Raw genomic sequence first — 16339 nt, forward strand, 5'->3', positions numbered from 1 at the left:
TCCGCGCCTCCAGGATGGGGGCAGGACATTGGTGCGCCATCTGTGGGGGTTCTGGAAGCTGCATCGCTCGCGCCGCCTCCTCGAGAAGAGGATCCGCCGCCGGAAGCATCGCACCGGGTGATGATCGGCGAGGCCCTTGCTCGGCGGCGCCTACCGGCCCCCTGCCGGTCTCGTCCTCACATTATGACCTACAGGCTGGGCCGGCCGCATGGCCTGGAGGCTGGGCCGGCCGCCATCTTCACGATGGCGGCCGTCCCGCATCCTCAGCCCTTCAGCTCGTCCGCCAGCGCGTGGAACGCCGAGGAGGGGTTGCCGAAGCGGTGCAGGGTGATCGAGAGCGCCTGCTCCTTGACCCAGTACCGCAGCTCGACGCGGCCCGAGGCGGTCACGGCGTCGTCGAGCAGGGCGACCTCCGGGCGGGCGGCCAGCCGCTCCCGGACGGCCGGGGCCAGCGTGCCGACCACGCGGACGCGGGCCCCCACCGAGTCGTCGTACGCGCCGTCGGCGAGCCGGGCCGTGAAGGCGGCGTCGTCGCGCGTCTCGGGGGCGGCGAAGCCCAGCCGGCCGGTGGCGAGCGCGAGCAGCGCGGAGACCTCGGGGGCGACGTCGGGATCGGCCACGATGCGCACCCCCGCGCCGGCGCGCCGAGCGGCGAGCAGCGCGCGGACCGCCTCGACCGCGCCGGCGTCGGCGGACACGCGCAGCACCAGCTCCGCCGGGCGGTACCGGAAGATGTTGGCCTCGCTGCGCAGGCCGGTGAGATCCCGGGCCGCGCCGAACTCGGTGGCCCAGGCCGCGGCGTCGTCGGCGGCGGCCTCGCCCAGCCAGGCGGTGCCCTCCGCGCCGAGCAGGCCCTCGGACTCGATCCGCTTCAGCAGCGCGTCCACCGCGGCGTCGCCGGAGGGGCGGCGCTCGGCACCGGGCCGGGCGGCGTCGTGCCAGGAGCCCATCATCATGACGTAGTTGGGGCCGCCGGCCTTGGAGCCCAGCCCCACCGAGGACTGCTTCCAGCCGCCGAAGGACTGGCGCTGGACGATCGCGCCGGTGATGCCGCGGTTGACGTAGGCGTTGCCGACCTGGACCTCCTCGGCCCAGCGGCGCACCTCGGCGGGGTCCAGGCTGTGGATGCCGCCGGTCAGGCCGAAGTCGGTGGCGTTCTGCAGCTCGATGCCCTCGTCCAGGTCCTTGGCCCGCATGAGGCCGAGCACCGGGCCGAAGACCTCGGTGAGGTGGAAGAAGGACCCGGGCCTGACGCCGTCCTTGATGCCCGGGGACCAGAGCCGGCCCGACTCGTCGAGCTGCCTCGGCTCGAGCAGCCAGCGCTCGCCCTCCTCGAGCTGGGTCAGCGCGCGGCGGAGCTTGTCGCTGGGCAGCTCTGTCAGCGGGCCCATCGTCGCGGAGAGGTTGACGGGCCAGTCCACGACCATCGAGGCGGCGGCGTCGACCAGCTGGCGGCGGAACCGCTCGGAGTCGTAGACGCTGCCGACCAGGATGCCGAGCGAGGCGGCGGAGCACTTCTGGCCCGCGTGGCCGAAGGCCGAGTGGACGAGGTCCGCGACGGCGAGGTCGCGGTCCGCGGCCGGGGTCACGACCAGGGCGTTCTTGCCCGAGGTCTCCGCCGCGATCTTCAGCTCGGGGCGCCAGGAGGCGAACATCGAGGCGGTCTCCGAGGCGCCGGTGAGGATCACGCGGTCCACGCCGGGGTGGCTGACCAGCGCGCGGCCGGCGTCGCGGTCGGCCGGGTAGACCCCGCGCAGCACCTCGCGCGGGACGCCCGCCTCCCACAGGGCCTCCAGGATGGCCATCGAACAGTGCGGGGTCGGCTTCGAGGGCTTGTGGACGACGCCGGCGCCGGCCGCGAGCGCGGCGAAGGTCGAGCCGGCCGGGATCGCGAGCGGGAAGTTCCACGGCGGGGTCACCAGGACCACCCGGTCCGGGGTGAACCCGGCGTTGCCCACCTCCTCCAGCTCCAGCGCGGAGTGCGCGTAGTAGCGGGCGAAGTCGATGGCCTCGGAGACCTCCGGGTCGGACTGCGCGACCGCCTTGCCGACCTCGGCGGCGGCGATCGAGACCAGGTGGCCGCGGCGGGTCGCGAGGATGTCCGCGGTGCGGTAGAGGATGCGGGCGCGCTCGGCGGCGGGCCGGGCGGCCCACTCGGCGGCGGCGTCGCGGACCGAGGCGACGAGGCCCTCCACGTCCGCGGTGCCCACGGTCTCGGGGGCGAGCTGCTCCTCGAGCCAGCCCTCGCGCGCGGAGGTCTCCACGGCATCGCGCGCCCACTGCTGGTTGGCGCGCAGCGAGGGGTCGGTGTCCGGCTCGTTGGCGAAGGGGGGCAGCGCGGCGTCGTCGGCGAGCGGCTCCGGCAGCGTCTCGGCGGAGCGGTCCTGCCGGTGCTGGGGCTTCGGCGCGGTCTCGCCCTCGGCCTCGAGGATCTCCTCGAGATCCCGCAGGGAGGCGCGGAAGCGGGCCTCCTCGCGGCGGAAGATCTCGTTGCCCGGCTCCAGGTCGAAGATCCCGGACATGAAGTTCTCGCTCGCGGCGTTCTCCTCCAGGCGGCGCACGAGGTAGGAGATCGCGACGTCGAACTCCTGAGGGCGCACGGCCGGGACGTAGAGCAGCAGCTGCCCGACGTCGGCGCTCACCGCGGCGGCCTGCTCCGTGGCCATGCCCTGCAGCATCTCGAACTCGATCCGCTCCGAGACCCCGCGCTCGACGCCGAGCAGGTGGGCGAAGGCGATGTCGAAGAGGTTGTGCCCGGCGACGCCGATGCGCAGCCCCTCCATGCGCTCGGGGGTGAACAGCCAGTGCAGCACGCGCTTGTAGTTGGCGTCGCTGGCCTGCTTGGACTCGCAGGTGGCCACGGGCCAGCCGGCGATCTCCGCGTGGACCCGCTCCATGGCGAGGTTGGCGCCCTTGACCAGGCGCACCTTGATGCCGGCGCCGCCCTCGCGGACCCGGCGGGCGCCGAACTCGGAGAGCTCCTGCATCGCCCCGAGCGCGTCCGGGAGGTAGGCCTGCAGCACGATCCCGGCCTCGAGGTCCTTGGTCTCGGGCAGGGAGAGCAGCCGGGTGAACACCTCGATGGTCAGGCGGAGGTCCCGGTACTCCTCCATGTCGAGGTTGATGAACTTGGATCCGGCGGGGGCCTTGGCCGCCTCGAGGTAGAGGGGGGTGAGGCGCCCGACGACGTAGTCGACCGTCTCGTCGAAGCCCCACATGGAGATCTGCGAGGCGATCGAGGAGACCTTGATGGAGACGTAGTCGACGTCCTCGCGGGCGAGCAGCCGGCGGGTCTCCGCCAGGTGGTGGTCCGCCTCCCCCTCGCCGAGCACGGCCTCGCCCAGCAGGTTGATGTTCAGCCGGTGGCCGTCCTGGGTGAGGGTCGCGACGGCCTTGCCCAGCGGCTCGTCCCGGGCGTCCACGATCATGTGCCCGACCATCGAGCGGATCCGGGAGCGGGCGGCGGGGACCACCACGGAGGGCAGGTGCTTGGCCAGCGCCGAGCCGGCCTTGATCTGCGCGCGGTCCAGGGCGGAGAGCGTGGCGGGGGCGATCGCGCCGAGCTCGGAGAGCGCCTCGGCGGCGGCCTTCGAGTCCTCGGTGCGGATCACGCGGTCGACGAAGCCGACCGTGAAGTCGAGGCCCTTGGGGTCGGAGAGGACCGCGGCGAGGCGCTCGGCGGAGGGGTTGGGCTTGGCCGCGCCCCTGCCGGTCTCCAGCCAGCGGGTCACCTTGGCGGCGGCGGCATCGGCGAGCCGGTCCAGCGAGCCTGCGGTCTCCAGGCGGATCTCCGGGGTCTTGGTGACGCGGGGGATGGTCGAGGTGTCCAAGGCGTTCCTCCTTCGGGAGTCTTCGGGGCGGGCCCCGGGGATGAGGGGTGGCCGCGCGGGGATCCTGCGCGGCGAAGGTGGTGTGCGGTGGGGCGGCGCGTCGTCGGGCCGCTCACGGATCCCAGTGTGTGCCGCGTCGCGCTGCCGGGGGAAGCGGCGGGATGGCCTTGGAGACAGCTTTGAGTCAGAATTGAGCCATGGCCTCTCCCGTCCCCTCCCGCCGCCCCCTCCCGGCGGCGCCCGGGCCCGCGGCCCCGCGCCGGGGGAGGCCGCGGATCCAGGAGGCCGCGGACGACATCGTGGCCAGCGTCCTGGCGACCGCCGGCCCGCGCGTGGGAACCCGTGACTTCTCGACCCGCCGCATCGCCCTGCTGACCGGGCTCAGCCAGTCGGTGGTGAGCCGCTCGGTGACGAGGATCCGCAGCTCGTCCTGGTCCGCGGGGTCCGCCGGGGAGGGGCGGACGATGCAGCTGGCGGAGTTCCGCATCGAGTTCCCCCGCATCGTGATCATCTTCGACGACGCCGCGTCCTCCCCGCCCGCCGAGCCTCAGTCCTCCGCGCGCCGCGCCGCGGCCCTTATGGCGGCGCTGCGGGTCTCCGGCGCCCGCGACTGGCCCTCCGAGGCGGCCCCTCCCGCGGAGGACGAGAGCCTGCCCGCCGGCGTCCTGCGCCTGGTCTGGGAGCCCTGGGCCCAGCCGTGGGAGGACTTCCTCGGCCAGGTCTCAGCGGCGCTGGACGCGTGCGTGCCCGGCGTCGACGCCATCCCCGGGGACCTGCTGGGCCAGCTGGCGGCGCGGGTCGGCAGAGGCCTGCTGGGGGTGCGCTGGCGCCGTCGGGACGCGCCGCCGCAGGGCCGGGCGTGGCGGGAAATCGAGGAGAGTTTTGAATCGAACACCCTCACGGTCCCGGAGTTCCCGGCACCGGGACGGGCGAGGGGAGGTCCCCGCTGGCTCCCCCAGGCGGGGCTGTCCATCACCGAGCAGATCGCCATCTCCCTGCGCAAGGAGGTCATGAACACCGGCTTCCGCCCGGGCGACCGCCTCTCCCCCGCCGGCCTCGCCGCCAGGATGGGACTGACCATGCCCACGGTGCGGGCCGCGATGCGCCGCATGGTCGACGACGGCCTGCTCGCCTACGCGGACGGCCACTTCGCGGTGCCGGCGGTGACGGGCCAGGACGTCATCGACCTCTACGCCTCGCGGCTGCACGTGGGCTCGGTGCTGCTGCGGGGCTGCGCCGCCCAGCCGCGGCACCGGCTGCTCGCCCCGCGGCTGGCGCTGCGCTCGCTCGAGGCCGCCGCGGCCGAGGGGACCAGCGCCGACGTCGACCAGGCCGACCTCCACTTCCAGCAGGAGCTCGCGGACGCGAGCGGGCTGACCCAGTCCGCCCGGACCTTCCACGCCCTGACCCTGCGCGTGCGGATGTTCATCTCCGTGCTGCAGCTGGACTACAGCCCGGCCGTGGAGCGCATCCTCGCCGACGACCGCCGCATTCTCGCCGCCCTGCTCGAGGGCGCGCCCGACGACGCCGTCGCCCGCTGGCGCGCCAAGCTGGACAACGCGGTCCGCCACATGACGGCGCTGTCCCCGACGTCCTTCGACCGGGACCTGTGGGGGCGGTTGACGGCGTGGCGGTGAGCGGGCCCGCGCCCCGGCCAGAGCCGGCCCCGGACGCAGAGCGGCCCGGAGGGTGCGCTGAGCGCCCTCCGGGCCGTCGCCTCCCGAGAGGCGCCTAGGCGGTGATGTTCGCCTTGATCCGCTCCGCGGCGGCACCGGGGTCCTCGGCGCTGTAGATCGCGCTCCCGGCGACGGCGACCTGCGCCCCGGCCTCCTGCACCTCCTGCACCGAGCCCGCGTTGATGCCGCCGGCGACCGAGAAGGCCACCCCGGACTGCCTGCCGGCCTCGAGCAGGCTGCGGAAGTCGTAGCCCTCCTCGGCCTGCTCGTCGAGCCCGGCGTGCATCTCCACGAAGTCGACGCCGAGGTCGATGACCTCCTTGGCCCGGCGGGCCTTGTCCGGGGACCCGATGAGGTCCACGACGACGCCCTTGTCGTGCTTGCGCGCGGCCTGCACGGCGCCGCTGATGGTGCTGTCCCCGGCCACGCCCAGCACCGTCACCAGGTCGGCGCCGGCCTTGAAGGCCTCGTCGGCCTCCAGCTCGCCGGCGTCCATCGTCTTCAGGTCGGCGAGGACCGTCTTGTCCGGATGGGCCTCCTTCACGGCCGTGATGGCGGAGAAGCCCTCGCTCTTGACCAGAGGGGTGCCCAGCTCCAGGATGTCGATGTGCGGGGCGGCCGCCTGTGCCAGGCGCAGGGCGTCGTCGGTGGTCAGCGTGTCCATGGCGAACTGCAGTTGCATATTTGTTCCTTTCATCGGGGTCTTCGACGTCACTCGGGGTCCGAGGAGGTCATTCGAGGTTCGAATGCCGAGGCCAGATGTCCTCGGCGGACTTCCCGCTCTGACGCCAGAGGGCGTGGAAGAGCGAGTCGCCGATCAGCACGGCGGCCTGCTCGAAGAGGCTGCCCGCGTACTGCTGCTGGTACCCGTCCGGGCGCTCCTGCTTCGTCGAGCCCGGCACGGTGATCGCCACGGTGGACAGCGCGGCCAGGGGAGAGGCGGGGTCGGTCGTCAGGGAGACCACCACGGCGCCCGCCTTCTCCGCCTTCTCCGCGACCTGCAGGACGCTCGCCGTGGTTCCCGACCCGCTGGCGACCACCAGCGCGTCGCCCGGGCCGATGGAGGGCGTCGTCGCGTCCCCCACCACGTAGCTGTCGTAGCCGAGGTGCATCATGCGCATGGCCGTCATGCGCAGCGCCAGACCCGAGCGGCCCGCGCCGTAGAAGAAGAGCCGCCTTACGCCGGCCAGCGCTTCCGAGGCCTGCGTGAGGGAGCCCGTCTCCTTCCATGACATCTTGTCCAAAAGAGCATGGTTGTCCCGCTGGACGAGATCCAAAGATTGTTTGACGATAGCTGCCTGGTGACTCACAATCCCCCCTTTCTTGATATTTCGCATATGACGCCGGCGAGCCCTCGCGCCGAGGAGCCTCAGGGGCTTTCGACCCGCGGCGGGTGATGCCGGGGCGCCCTTGCCCCTTGCACCCTGACCGGCGGAGCTCTGATGCCGAGCCTTTCCGATCTCCGGAACTTCCCATCGACCACTCGCATCCGATGCCACGTGTCCCATTGTGTCCCGGGTCATATGCCGCGGTGTAGAGTTGTTTTGCTCAACCAGGGCAAGGCTCATCCTTGAGCCAGGCCCGACGGGACAATCTCTGTTCAGGACACGCGACGACGAGGAGCGGCCCCATGGGTGAGGGACCGACGATCCGGCAGCTCAGGTACTTCCTCTCCGCCGTCGAGCACGGGTCGCTGAGCGCCGCGGCAGAGCACGAGCACGTCGCCCAGCCGAGCCTCTCGGAGCAGATCCGGCGGCTCGAGCGGGAGCTGGGGGCTCCCCTGTTCATCCGCACCAACCGGTCCCTGAAGCTCACGGACGTGGGCAGGTCCCTCATCCCGTTCGTCCAGCAGGCGGTGCGCTCCACCGAGGCGGTCTCCGAGGCCGCCTCCGCGATGACTTCCCTGACCGGGGGCGAGGTCTCCTTCGGCACCTTCAGCAGTGCCCACCGCTATCTCCTGACACCGCTGATCGCGGAGTTCCACGCCCTCTACCCGCACGTGAGGATCCGCAACGTGGGGCTGAACTCCTCCGAGGTGGTGCAGGCGATCCGCGAGGGGAGGCTCGAGGCCGGGCTGGTCCAGCTGCCGGTCGACGCCCGCGGCGTGAAGCTCAGCGAGCCGGTGCTCAGGGACACCGTCGTCTACGTCAGCAACGACTCCGAGCACACCCGGGAGCCGGTGGACATCCAGATGCTCTCGGAAGCACGGCTGGTCCTCTCGGAGGCCCGCTGGCAGCGCGACGACCCGCTGCGCCGCTCGCTCACGGAGCGGGCGCGGGCGGCCGGGGTGAAGATCTCTCCCCTGGTGGAGGTGGAGTTCCAGGACGCGGCGCTCTCGCTGGCGCTCCACGGCATCGGCGACACCCTGGTCTCCTACCTCGTCACCCACTTCCACGAGCAGTCGCACCGCATCAAGTGGGCGCCCCTCGAGCCCGTCTTCGAGGAGCAGTTCGTCTTCGCCACCTCCCTGGACGGCCCGCCCTCCCCCGCCACGCGCCGGTTCATCTCCCTCGCCTCCAAGCACATGAAGGCGTTCCAGGAGCTGGCCGATCACTGGAGGACCGCCTACCTTCAGCAGTGACCCCGGACGGCTCCGGACAGGGGTGGGGTCCGCCTTTCACGCGCCGATGCTGCGCAGGCACCGCCGGGTGAGGCTCTTGCTGATCCCTGCTTTCCGGGCGATCTCGCCGAGCGGGAGCGCCGAGGAGCCGCCCGAGGCTCCGCCCGCCTGCCGCACCACGGCGGAGACGCGCTGGACCGCCCAGCGCGGCAGCGCGAGCCCGGATCCCGCCGAGGTCGTGCTCACCGCGCTCACCGGAGGCTCCCGGCTTCACGAGCCGCTGCGAGATGAGCACCGCCTCCGGTGGAGACTGCAGCGGACGTCCCGGCGGACACTGCGGCGGCTGTCTCAGCGAACGCTCCAGCATTCTCCTGCGGCCATCCCAGAGCGCCCAGCGTACGCGCGACGTCGCGGTGCATCTGCTCGGTCAGCGCCTCGATGCTGGGGAACCCCTCCTGTCCCCGCAGGAACTCCTGCAGATGCACTCGGAGGGTGAGCCCGTACAGGTCCCCCGAGTACCCGATCAGGAAGGCTTCCAGCAGCAGCTCGCCGTCCGCGTCGTAGAACGTGCGACGCCGGCCGATCGAGACCGCCGCCGGGTTCACGGACCCGTCGGAGAACTCCACTGTGCCGGCCCATACGCCGTCGAGATCCGACCGCTCGCTCACCGCGATGTTGGCCGTGGGGAAGCCCAGGACGCGTCCGCGCTGGTCCCCGGGGACTACCGTTCCGGTCACCGTGATCATGAGACCACCTCTTCTTCCTGCTCTCGGGACGCAGGTCCCGGGTCTCTCCTGCCGAGTCGTCGCACCGAGGCGCTCCGCCCCGGAGTACGGAGCGGCCGCGCCGCACAGGACGCGGCCGCTCTCACGTCAGCTGATTCAGCTGACCTCGCGGACGGCCCGCAGGCCGCTCTCGATCGCGCCGTCGATGAAGCCGGCCCAGATGTTCGCGTGGTCGCCGCTGGCGAAGTGCAGCCGGCCCTCGGCCCGCTGCTGCGCCGCGTGGTACTTCGTGAACTGGCCGGGCCGCTGGATCAGCCACGTCTCCTGGGAGAACTCGTCGTCCATCCAGTCGTGGCCGGTGGTCTCCAGGACCTCCAGGTCGTCGCGCCAGGTGCGCAGGGCCGCGCTGACCTGCTCGGCGTCGTTGACGTCGATCCGGCTGCCGTCGGCGCCGAATCCCACCAGGACGGCGACGTCGTCGTCCAGGTACTCGGTGCGCACCACCGAGAGCGGGTGCTGCTGGCTGGAGTACGCGAAGAAGGGCTTGATCGGCCCCTTGACCTTGATCCACGCCTTCACGCCCTGGGAGCCGGTCTTCTCCGCGCTCGGGGCGGTCTTCCCCTCCTCGAGCGGCGGGTCCACCGGCAGCTGGCCGATCATGTTCTGGGGCAGGGTCACGATCACGTGCTCGGCGCGGATCTCCTTCCCCTCCCCGTAGCTGACCGTGGCGCCGTCGGCGTCGTGGGCGATGTTCCGCACCGGCGAGTCCAGCCGGATGTCCGCGCCCCCGTCCCGGGCGATCGCGTCCACCAGGCCCCGGGTGCCGCCGGCGAGGCGGTAGATGGCCGTGGCCTCGTGCATCAGGTGCCACGAGCCCGCCGCGGCGGTGGTCCACCGCATGGCGCTGAGGAAGGAGCACTGATCCAGGGGCCCGTTGAAGTGGCCCACCCAGGCGGACTCGTTGGCGTTGCGCTCGTCCACCGAGAGGTCCAGCTCGTCCAGCGCATCCTGCAGACTCCGGTTGTCCACCTCCTCCAGTCCCTCGACGGCGAGCGGCTGGTCCGGCCGGGGGAGCCACGTCCGCGTGGACTCCAGCACCCGCCTCATCCCGGAGTCGATGAGCCCCATCAGGTCCTCGAGCCCGCCCCGGCGGACCTCGTCCCCGGCGAGCCAGTAGGTCTCCTCGGCGACGGGGCCGCGCGTGACGTCGAGCCCGTAGCGGGTGACCTCCGCCCACGAGTGCGGCTGGGTCCAGTGGATCCACGTCCCGCCGATCTCGAGGTCGTAACCCAGGCGGCGGTCCGTCCAGGTGCGCCCCCCGATCCGGTCCCGGGCCTCCAGGACGACGACGTTGCGCCCCTGGTGGGACAGTTCGCGGGCGGCCACCAGCCCCGCGATGCCGGCTCCGACGATGACGACGTCAGCGGTTTCCATGAGTGATCCTCTTTCTGGAGAAGTGTGCCGGGGACGAGCCGTCAGCAGCTCGTCCCCGGAGTTGTTCCGGTCATCGATCCGGGGCCCGGCGCGGGCCCCGGACCCGCGCTCAGCTCTCGGGGAGCTGGTACTCCCCGTCCACCCGGCGCACCAGGTCCCAGGGGTTCTCGTCCCGCAGCTCCGTGGGGCGCAGCCCCTCGGGGACGTTCTGGTAGGCCACCGGACGCAGGAAGCGCTCGATCGCCAGCGTCCCCACCGAGGTGGAGCGCCCGTCCGAGGTCGCGGGGTACGGCCCGCCGTGGACGATCGCGTCTCCGACGTCGACGCCGGTCGGCCACCCGTTGAACAGGATCCTGCCGACGGTGAGCTCCAGGCGCTCGAGCAGGCGCCCGGCGGCCGCGGCGTCGTCGCCGTCCTCCGCGTCCAGGTGCAGGGTCGCCGTGAGCTGCCCCTCGAGGCCGTCGACGAAGTCCAGCAGCCGCTCGTCGGAGTCGTACCGGATGATCAGGCAGACGGCGCCGAAGATCTCGTCCGAGAGCTCGGGCGTGCTCAGGAAGGTCTCGACGTCGGTGGAGTACACCGCCGGGGCCGGCGCGTTCTCCGTGGAGCCGGCCTGCCCCTGGGCCGCCGCCTCGACGCCGGAGACGCCGCGCAGGCGCTCCTCGCCCTCGACGCGGGCGTTGCAGATGCCGCTGGTGAGCATGGTCAGCCCGGAGGTCGAGGTCAGCTCCTCGACGACCTGCCGCACGAAGTCGTCGCCGTCCTCGCCCGAGGGCACCAGCAAGAGCCCCGGGGCGGTGCACAGCTGGCCCGCCGAGCCGTTGAGGGAGGCGACGAAGTCGGCCGCGAGCTTCTTCCGGTCTCCCCGCACCGCGGAGGGCAGCAGGAAGATGGGGTTGATCGAGCTCATCTCGGCGTAGACCGGGATCGGGACCTCGCGGGCGGCGGCGGTCTCCATGAGGGAGGTGCCGCCCGAGCGGGAGCCGGTGAAGCCGACGGCCTTGATGCGGGGATCCCGCACGAGGGCCTGGCCCACGGCGGAGCCCCGGCCGTAGAGCAGGGAGAACGTGCCCGGGTGCAGGCCGTTCTCCTCCACCGCCTGGGTGATCGCCCGGCCGACGAGCTGGGCGGTGCCCGGGTGGGCGTTGTGTGCCTTGAAGACCACGGGGCAGCCCGCGGCCAGCGCCGAGGCGGTGTCGCCGCCGCCGACAGAGAAGGCCAGCGGGAAGTTCGAGGCGCCGAAGACCGCGACGGGGCCCAGCGGGAGCTTGCGCTGCCGCAGGTCGGGGCGCGGCAGGGGCGTGCGCTCGGGGAGAGCCGGCTCGATGCGGACCCCGAGGTAGTCGCCCGCCTCGGCGACCCGGGCGAACAGCCGCAGCTGGCCCACGGTCCGGGCGAGCTCGCCGCGCGCCCGGCCCTCCGGGAGGCCGGTCTCGATCTGGACCGACTCCACGATGGCCTCCCCGGACTCCTCAAGGCGGTCCGCGGCGGTGCGGAGGAAGGCGGACCGGGTCTCGGGATCCGTCCTGCGGTAGCTCTCGAAGGCCTCCGCGGCGGCCCGGGTGGCCTCCTCGACCTGCGACTCCGCCAGAAGCGTGAATTCGGGGCCGGTCTCGGCGTTGCGGGCGGGGTCCACCCCGCGAACGGTTCCGGCCTCGCCGGGCAGCGAGGTGCCGTTGACCAGCGAGTTGAGCGTCTTGACCGTAGTCTCCACCATGTCCATCTCCTTTCGGGGGCGCCGCTGCTCCCAGCGCCGGAGGTTCTCTCCAGCGGGGGAAGCGGTCGACGCCGAGGACCATGCCACGGCGCCTGAACCCTTCAGGGACGTGGTGGTCGTTATTCCTCGGGCGTCGCTGAGAAGAACCGTTCCCTCAGTGTTGCGGCGCCGTTTCTCAATACGGTGAGTTTTTCGTCTCTGTTGTACGCATCGTCGATGCGATGCTTCGGGACCACCATCGCCAGGGCGGCGATCATGTGCCCGAGACTGTCCTTGATCGGAACGGCCAGCGAATAGATGCCGTCCTCGAGTTCGTCGTCGATCTCGCCCCAGCCCTGCTCCCCGACCCGTCGGATCTCCTGCTGGATCTCCTGTTGGTCGACGATGGTCCGGGAGGCGAGGCGCTCAGGCTTCTCCCCGATGACCTCGCTGATCTGGTGCGGCTCGAGCTCCGCCAGCAGCAGCTTGCCGGTCGCCGATGCATGGTGCGGCCATTTTTTCCCGGTCATGCTTTCGCTGCTCTGGTTGGAGACGGTCACCGCGACGATCCGAGGCGACTCCTGCAGAATGACATCCAGCTCGTAGAGGCCTTGGCGCAGACTCAGCGTCACGGTCTCCCCGAGGTCGTCGGCGAGGGACGCGACGATGGGACGCACCCGATTCGCCAGGCCGATCGCCGGATCGACGCCTCGGGCGATGCGGGCGAGATCCCACCCCAGGGAGTAGGTGTTGCCCAGGCGGTCCACGAACCCCTCCTCCTCCAGGGTGAGGAGGAGACGGAACGTGGTCGCCCGCGGAAGGCCGATCGCCCGGGACACCTCGCTGACGTTCAGTGGGACGGAGCTGCTCGCCACGGCCCGCAGCACGTGCACCGCCCGTGCCACGGACCGGTTGCCGCTGGTCGCCGTCGCCGGCTGATGGCCTGTATCTGTCACGATGCTAAGAGACCTTTCTATCGGACCGGTCCCTTCAGCCTAGCCGTCAGCGGCTGTATTCGAAGCTCACCTCCCCCCATCCCTCGAAGGTCCCGGTCACCTGGGTGCCGGGGGTGAGGCTCACGGCCTCCAGGCAGCTGCCCGGGATGATCACGTCCCCGGCCCGGAACTCCACCCCGAACTCGGCGACGCGGCGGCACAGCCAGACGAGCGCCGAGATGGGGCTGCCGTAGATGGCCGAAGTGTTCCCCGAGGCGACGGTCTCGCCGTCGACCAGGATGTGCCCGGGCGTGTCCGCGAGGTTCACCTCGGTGAGCCGCCGCGGACGGGAGCCCAGGATCACACCGCCGCTGGAGCCCGAGTCCGCCAGGGTGTCGAAGATGCCGATGTCCCAGTCCTTGACCCGGGAGTCGATGATCTCCAAGGAGGGGACCACGTAGTCGGTGGCCCGGATGACGTCGGCGACGGTGGTGTGAGGGCCGCCGAGGTCGTCCTTGAGGATGAAGGCCGGCTCCAGCTCCACGTAGGGCTGGATGTACCGCTGGGCGGAGATCGCCAGGTTCTCCGGCTCGAACTGGCTGGCCAGCAGGTAGCCGTAGTCGGGCTGGTCCACGCCGAACTTGTTCTGCATGGCCTTGGCGATGTTGCCGAGCTTGAACCCGACCACCTTGTCCCCGCCGGCGACCTTGCGGCGCACGACCTCCTGCTGGACCCGGAACGAGTCGGCGACGCTCATGGCCGGCCGCTTGCCGAAGAGCTCCTGCAGGGGCTGCTTCGCCTCCGTGGCGTCGATCAGCCGCTGGGCGACGGTCTCAACGTCGATGCTCATGTGCGTTCTCCTTAAGCCTTCCCGCGGAGGAAGTCCCCCAGGTGCCAGATCTGCATCGCGGACAGCATCTCCCGGGGGTCCCACACGGTGGACTCCTGGACGATCTTCCCGCCGGCGTGCTCGAGGAAGGACGCCCCGATCACCGTGACGGTGCGGCCCGTGGGCGGGACGCCCATGAACTCGCCGGTGTGCCTGCCCGTGCTGCGCCAGTGGATGGCGACGAGGTTGTCGTCCTCGATGGCGTGCAGCACTTCGACGTTGAAGTCGGCGAAGGCGTTGTAGGACTCGGTGATCTGCCGGACGACCTCGTCCAGCTCCTCCGGCCCGGTCTTGGACTGCCGGCTGTAGTTATCGCCCGCGAGGTCCTCGAAGGCCTGCGTCTCGCCCTGACCCCAGGCGCGGACCCAGGCGTCGGTGATGCGCGTCAGCATGTCGCTCATTTCGCTGCTCCTTCCGGGGCGGGCTCCGGCGGAGGCCACTCCTTGTACTCGCCGAACTTCCCGCCGCGGAAGACCAGGGCCTCGCCCCGGCCGAACTCCATGGCGTGCACGGCGCCGACGATGACGTAGTGGTCGCCCGCGACCACTTCCGAGAGCACCTCGCAGTCGATCCACGCGACCGAGTCGTCGATCCGCGGGGTGCCGAGTGCGCTCTCCGTGTAGGCGACGCCCTGGAACTTCTCATCGCCCTTCCGGGACAGGGCCCGGCTGACCGGCAGCTGCTCGGTGGAGAGGATGTTGGCCGTGAAGCGCCCCAGCGAGCGCAGCGTGGGCCACGTGCTGGAGGACTTGTCCACGCAGAAGGTCACCAGCGGCGGCGCCAGGGACAGCGAGGCGAAGGTCCCGACGACGAAGCCCATCGGCTTCCCCGCCTCCGTCCGGCCCGTGATGGCCGTGACGCCGGTGGGGAGGGCGCCGAAGACCTTCCGGTAGTCCTCCTTGGTGATCTCCTGGGGCTGGGGATCGGTGATGGTGTCCATATGCTCCTCCTTCACGCGGTTCCGACGGCGGCCCGGTGGCTGTACGCAGCCCCGGGGTGGTCCTGCGGCAGACGGGACTGGCCCTGGCCGAAGAGGTTCTCGCGCAGCGTCCGGCCCTCGTACCTGGTGCGCATGAGGCCGCGGTGCTGCAGCTCGGGGACCACGTGCTCGGTGAAGTCCTTGATGTCCTGGTACTTGACCGCGTGGACCACGTTGAAGCCGTCGATCCCGGTCTCGTCCATCCAGGACTGCAGCTCGTCCGCGACGGTCTCGGGGCCGCCGACGATCACCGGCGCGGTGCCGCCGAGGCCGATGTACTCGGCGATGTCGCGCGGGGTCCACTCCTTCGTGGGGTCCATCTTGGAGAAGATGTCGACCATGGTCTGGCCCGCGTTGGTGTTGACGTGCTTGAGCGGCACGTCCGGGTCGAAGGTGTCCATGTCGAGGCCGGCCCATCCGCTGTAGCGCGCCATCGCGCCGTCGTAGGCGACGAGCTTCAGGTACTCCTCGTACTTCTGCTGGGCCTCGCGGTCGGTGGGGGCGCTGATGACCGTGATCATCTGCAGGATGGCGAGGTGCTCGGGATCCCGCCCGGCCTCGGCGGCCTGCTGGCGCAGGTTGTCCACCTGCTTCTTCAGGCCCGCCTTGGAGGTGGCGTTCATGAACACGGCCTCGGCGGTCCGGGCGGCCACCGCGACGCCGCGGCTGGAGCCGCCGGCCTGGAAGATCACCGGCGTCCGCTGCGGCGAGGGCTCGCAGAGGAAGATGCCGGGGACGTCGAAGTGCTCGCCGGAGTGGTTGATCTCGTGCACCCGCTCGGGGTCCACGTAGGTGGAGGACTCAGCGTCGACGCGCACGGCGCCGTCCTCCCAGGACCCCTCCCACAGCTTGAGCGCGACGTCGATGAACTCCTCGGCGCGGCCGTAGCGGTCGTCGTGGGCGAGCTGGGTGCCGGTCCCGAGGTTCTTGGCGGCGCTGTCGGAGTAGGAGGTCACCACGTTCCAGCCGACGCGGCCGTCGGTCAGGTGGTCCAGCGTCGTGAACTTCCGCGCCGTGGCGTACGGCTGGTCGTAGGCGGTGGAGGACGTGACGCCGAACCCCAGGTGGGTGGTCGCGGCTGCCATGGCCGGGATCGCGTAGGCGGGGTCGTTCGCCGGGATCTGGGCGGCGTCCTTGAGGGCGTCTGCCACGCTGCCGCGGTAGACGTCGTGGTAGCCGACGTTGTCCGCGAAGAAGATCCCGTCGAAGCACGCCTGCTCGAGCATCCGGGCGTAGTCGACCCAGTACCGGATCGAGGTGTACTGCGGTCCGCGGTCGTCCCGGTGGCGCCAGAGGCCCGCGGAGAGGTGCGCGGGACCGCTGAAGTCGAAGGCGAAGACCCGCATCTGCTGTGTCATGATCTCACTCCTATCTGTTCATCTAGTGACCACTGTGTCTATCTAGTGGTTAGACCGTAATCCAGCTCATATTGAGCGGTCAAGCGAAGAATCCGCCTTTTCTCGTCATGACGTGAAGGCGGGCGGATTGGCGGTCATGCGTTGACGCGTGATCCAGGGCACTCTACTCTGTAGTCACTGAGCAAACGAGTCGTTCATACAGTGATCAACTCAAAGCTCCAGATCTCTGGCGGACGAGGACGTCCTCAGAGTTCAAG

15 protein-coding genes are annotated in these 16339 nt (G+C 71.1%); 3 read left to right on the forward strand and 12 right to left on the reverse strand.

Going from position 1 to position 16339, the window contains the following annotated elements; genetic code table 11:
• Positions 1–263: 263 nt before the first annotated feature.
• Positions 264–3830: a bifunctional proline dehydrogenase/L-glutamate gamma-semialdehyde dehydrogenase gene (locus tag EWV39_RS03465; protein WP_420329934.1), complete on the reverse strand. Its 3567-nt coding sequence runs from the start codon at positions 3828–3830 to the stop codon at positions 264–266.
• Between the two features lie 197 nt (positions 3831–4027).
• Between EWV39_RS03465 and EWV39_RS03470 the strand changes: the two genes are divergently transcribed.
• On the forward strand, positions 4028–5467 hold the full coding sequence (locus EWV39_RS03470; RefSeq protein WP_129656872.1) for a GntR family transcriptional regulator: 1440 nt from the start codon (positions 4028–4030) through the stop codon (positions 5465–5467).
• Between the two features lie 94 nt (positions 5468–5561).
• On the opposite strand, the gene hxlA is transcribed toward EWV39_RS03470, so the two are convergent.
• Positions 5562–6188, reverse strand: coding sequence for a 3-hexulose-6-phosphate synthase (gene hxlA / locus EWV39_RS03475; RefSeq protein WP_129656873.1), 627 nt, complete (start codon positions 6186–6188; stop codon positions 5562–5564).
• 49 nt (positions 6189–6237) lie between these two features.
• A complete protein-coding gene (gene hxlB, locus EWV39_RS14340; RefSeq protein WP_165313115.1) occupies positions 6238–6741 on the reverse strand; it encodes a 6-phospho-3-hexuloisomerase in 504 nt (167 codons plus the stop codon).
• A 395-nt stretch (positions 6742–7136) separates the two neighbouring features.
• On the opposite strand from hxlB, the gene EWV39_RS03485 reads away from it, so the two are divergent.
• On the forward strand, positions 7137–8087 hold the full coding sequence (locus EWV39_RS03485; protein WP_129656875.1) for a LysR family transcriptional regulator: 951 nt from the start codon (positions 7137–7139) through the stop codon (positions 8085–8087).
• A 36-nt stretch (positions 8088–8123) separates the two neighbouring features.
• Here the strand turns inward: EWV39_RS03485 and EWV39_RS03490 are convergent, their stop codons facing one another.
• The 5 genes from EWV39_RS03490 to EWV39_RS03510 form a co-directional block, all read right to left on the reverse strand.
• Positions 8124–8312 (reverse strand): helix-turn-helix domain-containing protein, encoded by a 189-nt coding sequence (locus EWV39_RS03490; RefSeq protein WP_129656876.1) that lies wholly within the window; start codon positions 8310–8312, stop codon positions 8124–8126.
• A gap of 5 nt (positions 8313–8317) precedes the next feature.
• Positions 8318–8812, reverse strand: coding sequence for a riboflavin kinase (locus EWV39_RS03495; RefSeq protein ID WP_129656877.1), 495 nt, complete (start codon positions 8810–8812; stop codon positions 8318–8320).
• A gap of 135 nt (positions 8813–8947) precedes the next feature.
• Positions 8948–10225, reverse strand: coding sequence for a flavin monoamine oxidase family protein (locus EWV39_RS03500; protein WP_129656878.1), 1278 nt, complete (start codon positions 10223–10225; stop codon positions 8948–8950).
• A 109-nt stretch (positions 10226–10334) separates the two neighbouring features.
• Positions 10335–11942, reverse strand: coding sequence for an aldehyde dehydrogenase (NADP(+)) (locus tag EWV39_RS03505; protein ID WP_129656879.1), 1608 nt, complete (start codon positions 11940–11942; stop codon positions 10335–10337).
• Between the two features lie 119 nt (positions 11943–12061).
• Positions 12062–12775: an IclR family transcriptional regulator gene (locus tag EWV39_RS03510; protein ID WP_420329941.1), complete on the reverse strand. Its 714-nt coding sequence runs from the start codon at positions 12773–12775 to the stop codon at positions 12062–12064.
• Here EWV39_RS03510 and EWV39_RS14215 point away from each other — a divergent pair.
• Positions 12726–12860 carry a hypothetical protein gene (locus tag EWV39_RS14215; RefSeq protein ID WP_272947821.1) on the forward strand — a complete coding sequence of 45 codons (135 nt, stop codon included), beginning with the start codon at positions 12726–12728 and terminating at the stop codon, positions 12858–12860. The genes EWV39_RS03510 and EWV39_RS14215 overlap by 50 nt on opposite strands.
• Positions 12861–12923: 63 nt before the next feature.
• Here EWV39_RS14215 and EWV39_RS03515 read toward each other — a convergent pair whose 3' ends face one another.
• The 4 genes from EWV39_RS03515 to EWV39_RS03525 are packed head-to-tail and all read right to left on the reverse strand — an operon-like array spanning position 12924 to position 16082.
• Complete coding sequence (locus EWV39_RS03515; RefSeq protein ID WP_129656881.1) at positions 12924–13706, reverse strand: 2-keto-4-pentenoate hydratase; 783 nt, start codon at positions 13704–13706, stop codon at positions 12924–12926.
• Positions 13707–13717: 11 nt separating this feature from the next.
• Complete coding sequence (locus EWV39_RS13940) at positions 13718–14146, reverse strand: ester cyclase (RefSeq protein WP_202864880.1); 429 nt, start codon at positions 14144–14146, stop codon at positions 13718–13720.
• Positions 14143–14685, reverse strand: coding sequence for a flavin reductase family protein (locus EWV39_RS13945; protein ID WP_202864881.1), 543 nt, complete (start codon positions 14683–14685; stop codon positions 14143–14145). The genes EWV39_RS13940 and EWV39_RS13945 overlap by 4 nt, the downstream gene beginning before the upstream one ends.
• An 11-nt stretch (positions 14686–14696) precedes the next feature.
• Positions 14697–16082, reverse strand: a complete 1386-nt coding sequence (locus EWV39_RS03525; RefSeq protein ID WP_129656882.1) for an LLM class flavin-dependent oxidoreductase — start codon at positions 16080–16082, stop codon at positions 14697–14699.
• Positions 16083–16339: the final 257 nt, after the last annotated feature.

Origin of the sequence: Rothia halotolerans, assembly GCF_004136635.1 — a bacterium.
GTDB classification, from domain to species: Bacteria; Actinomycetota; Actinomycetes; order Actinomycetales; family Micrococcaceae; genus Rothia; species Rothia halotolerans.

Bases quoted from the DNA above. Each gene is read 5' to 3' on its own strand.
- EWV39_RS03470 (WP_129656872.1), top strand. From the start codon at position 4,028: ATGGCCTCTCCCGTCCCCTCCCGCCGCCCCCTCCCGGCGGCGCCCGGG.
- hxlA (WP_129656873.1), bottom strand. From the start codon at position 6,188: ATGCAACTGCAGTTCGCCATGGACACGCTGACCACCGACGACGCCCTG.
- hxlB (WP_165313115.1), bottom strand. From the start codon at position 6,741: ATGTCATGGAAGGAGACGGGCTCCCTCACGCAGGCCTCGGAAGCGCTG.
- EWV39_RS03485 (WP_129656875.1), top strand. From the start codon at position 7,137: ATGGGTGAGGGACCGACGATCCGGCAGCTCAGGTACTTCCTCTCCGCC.
- EWV39_RS03495 (WP_129656877.1), bottom strand. From the start codon at position 8,812: ATGATCACGGTGACCGGAACGGTAGTCCCCGGGGACCAGCGCGGACGC.
- EWV39_RS03500 (WP_129656878.1), bottom strand. From the start codon at position 10,225: ATGGAAACCGCTGACGTCGTCATCGTCGGAGCCGGCATCGCGGGGCTG.
- EWV39_RS03505 (WP_129656879.1), bottom strand. From the start codon at position 11,942: ATGGTGGAGACTACGGTCAAGACGCTCAACTCGCTGGTCAACGGCACC.
- EWV39_RS03515 (WP_129656881.1), bottom strand. From the start codon at position 13,706: ATGAGCATCGACGTTGAGACCGTCGCCCAGCGGCTGATCGACGCCACG.
- EWV39_RS13940 (WP_202864880.1), bottom strand. From the start codon at position 14,146: ATGAGCGACATGCTGACGCGCATCACCGACGCCTGGGTCCGCGCCTGG.
- EWV39_RS13945 (WP_202864881.1), bottom strand. From the start codon at position 14,685: ATGGACACCATCACCGATCCCCAGCCCCAGGAGATCACCAAGGAGGAC.
- EWV39_RS03525 (WP_129656882.1), bottom strand. From the start codon at position 16,082: ATGACACAGCAGATGCGGGTCTTCGCCTTCGACTTCAGCGGTCCCGCG.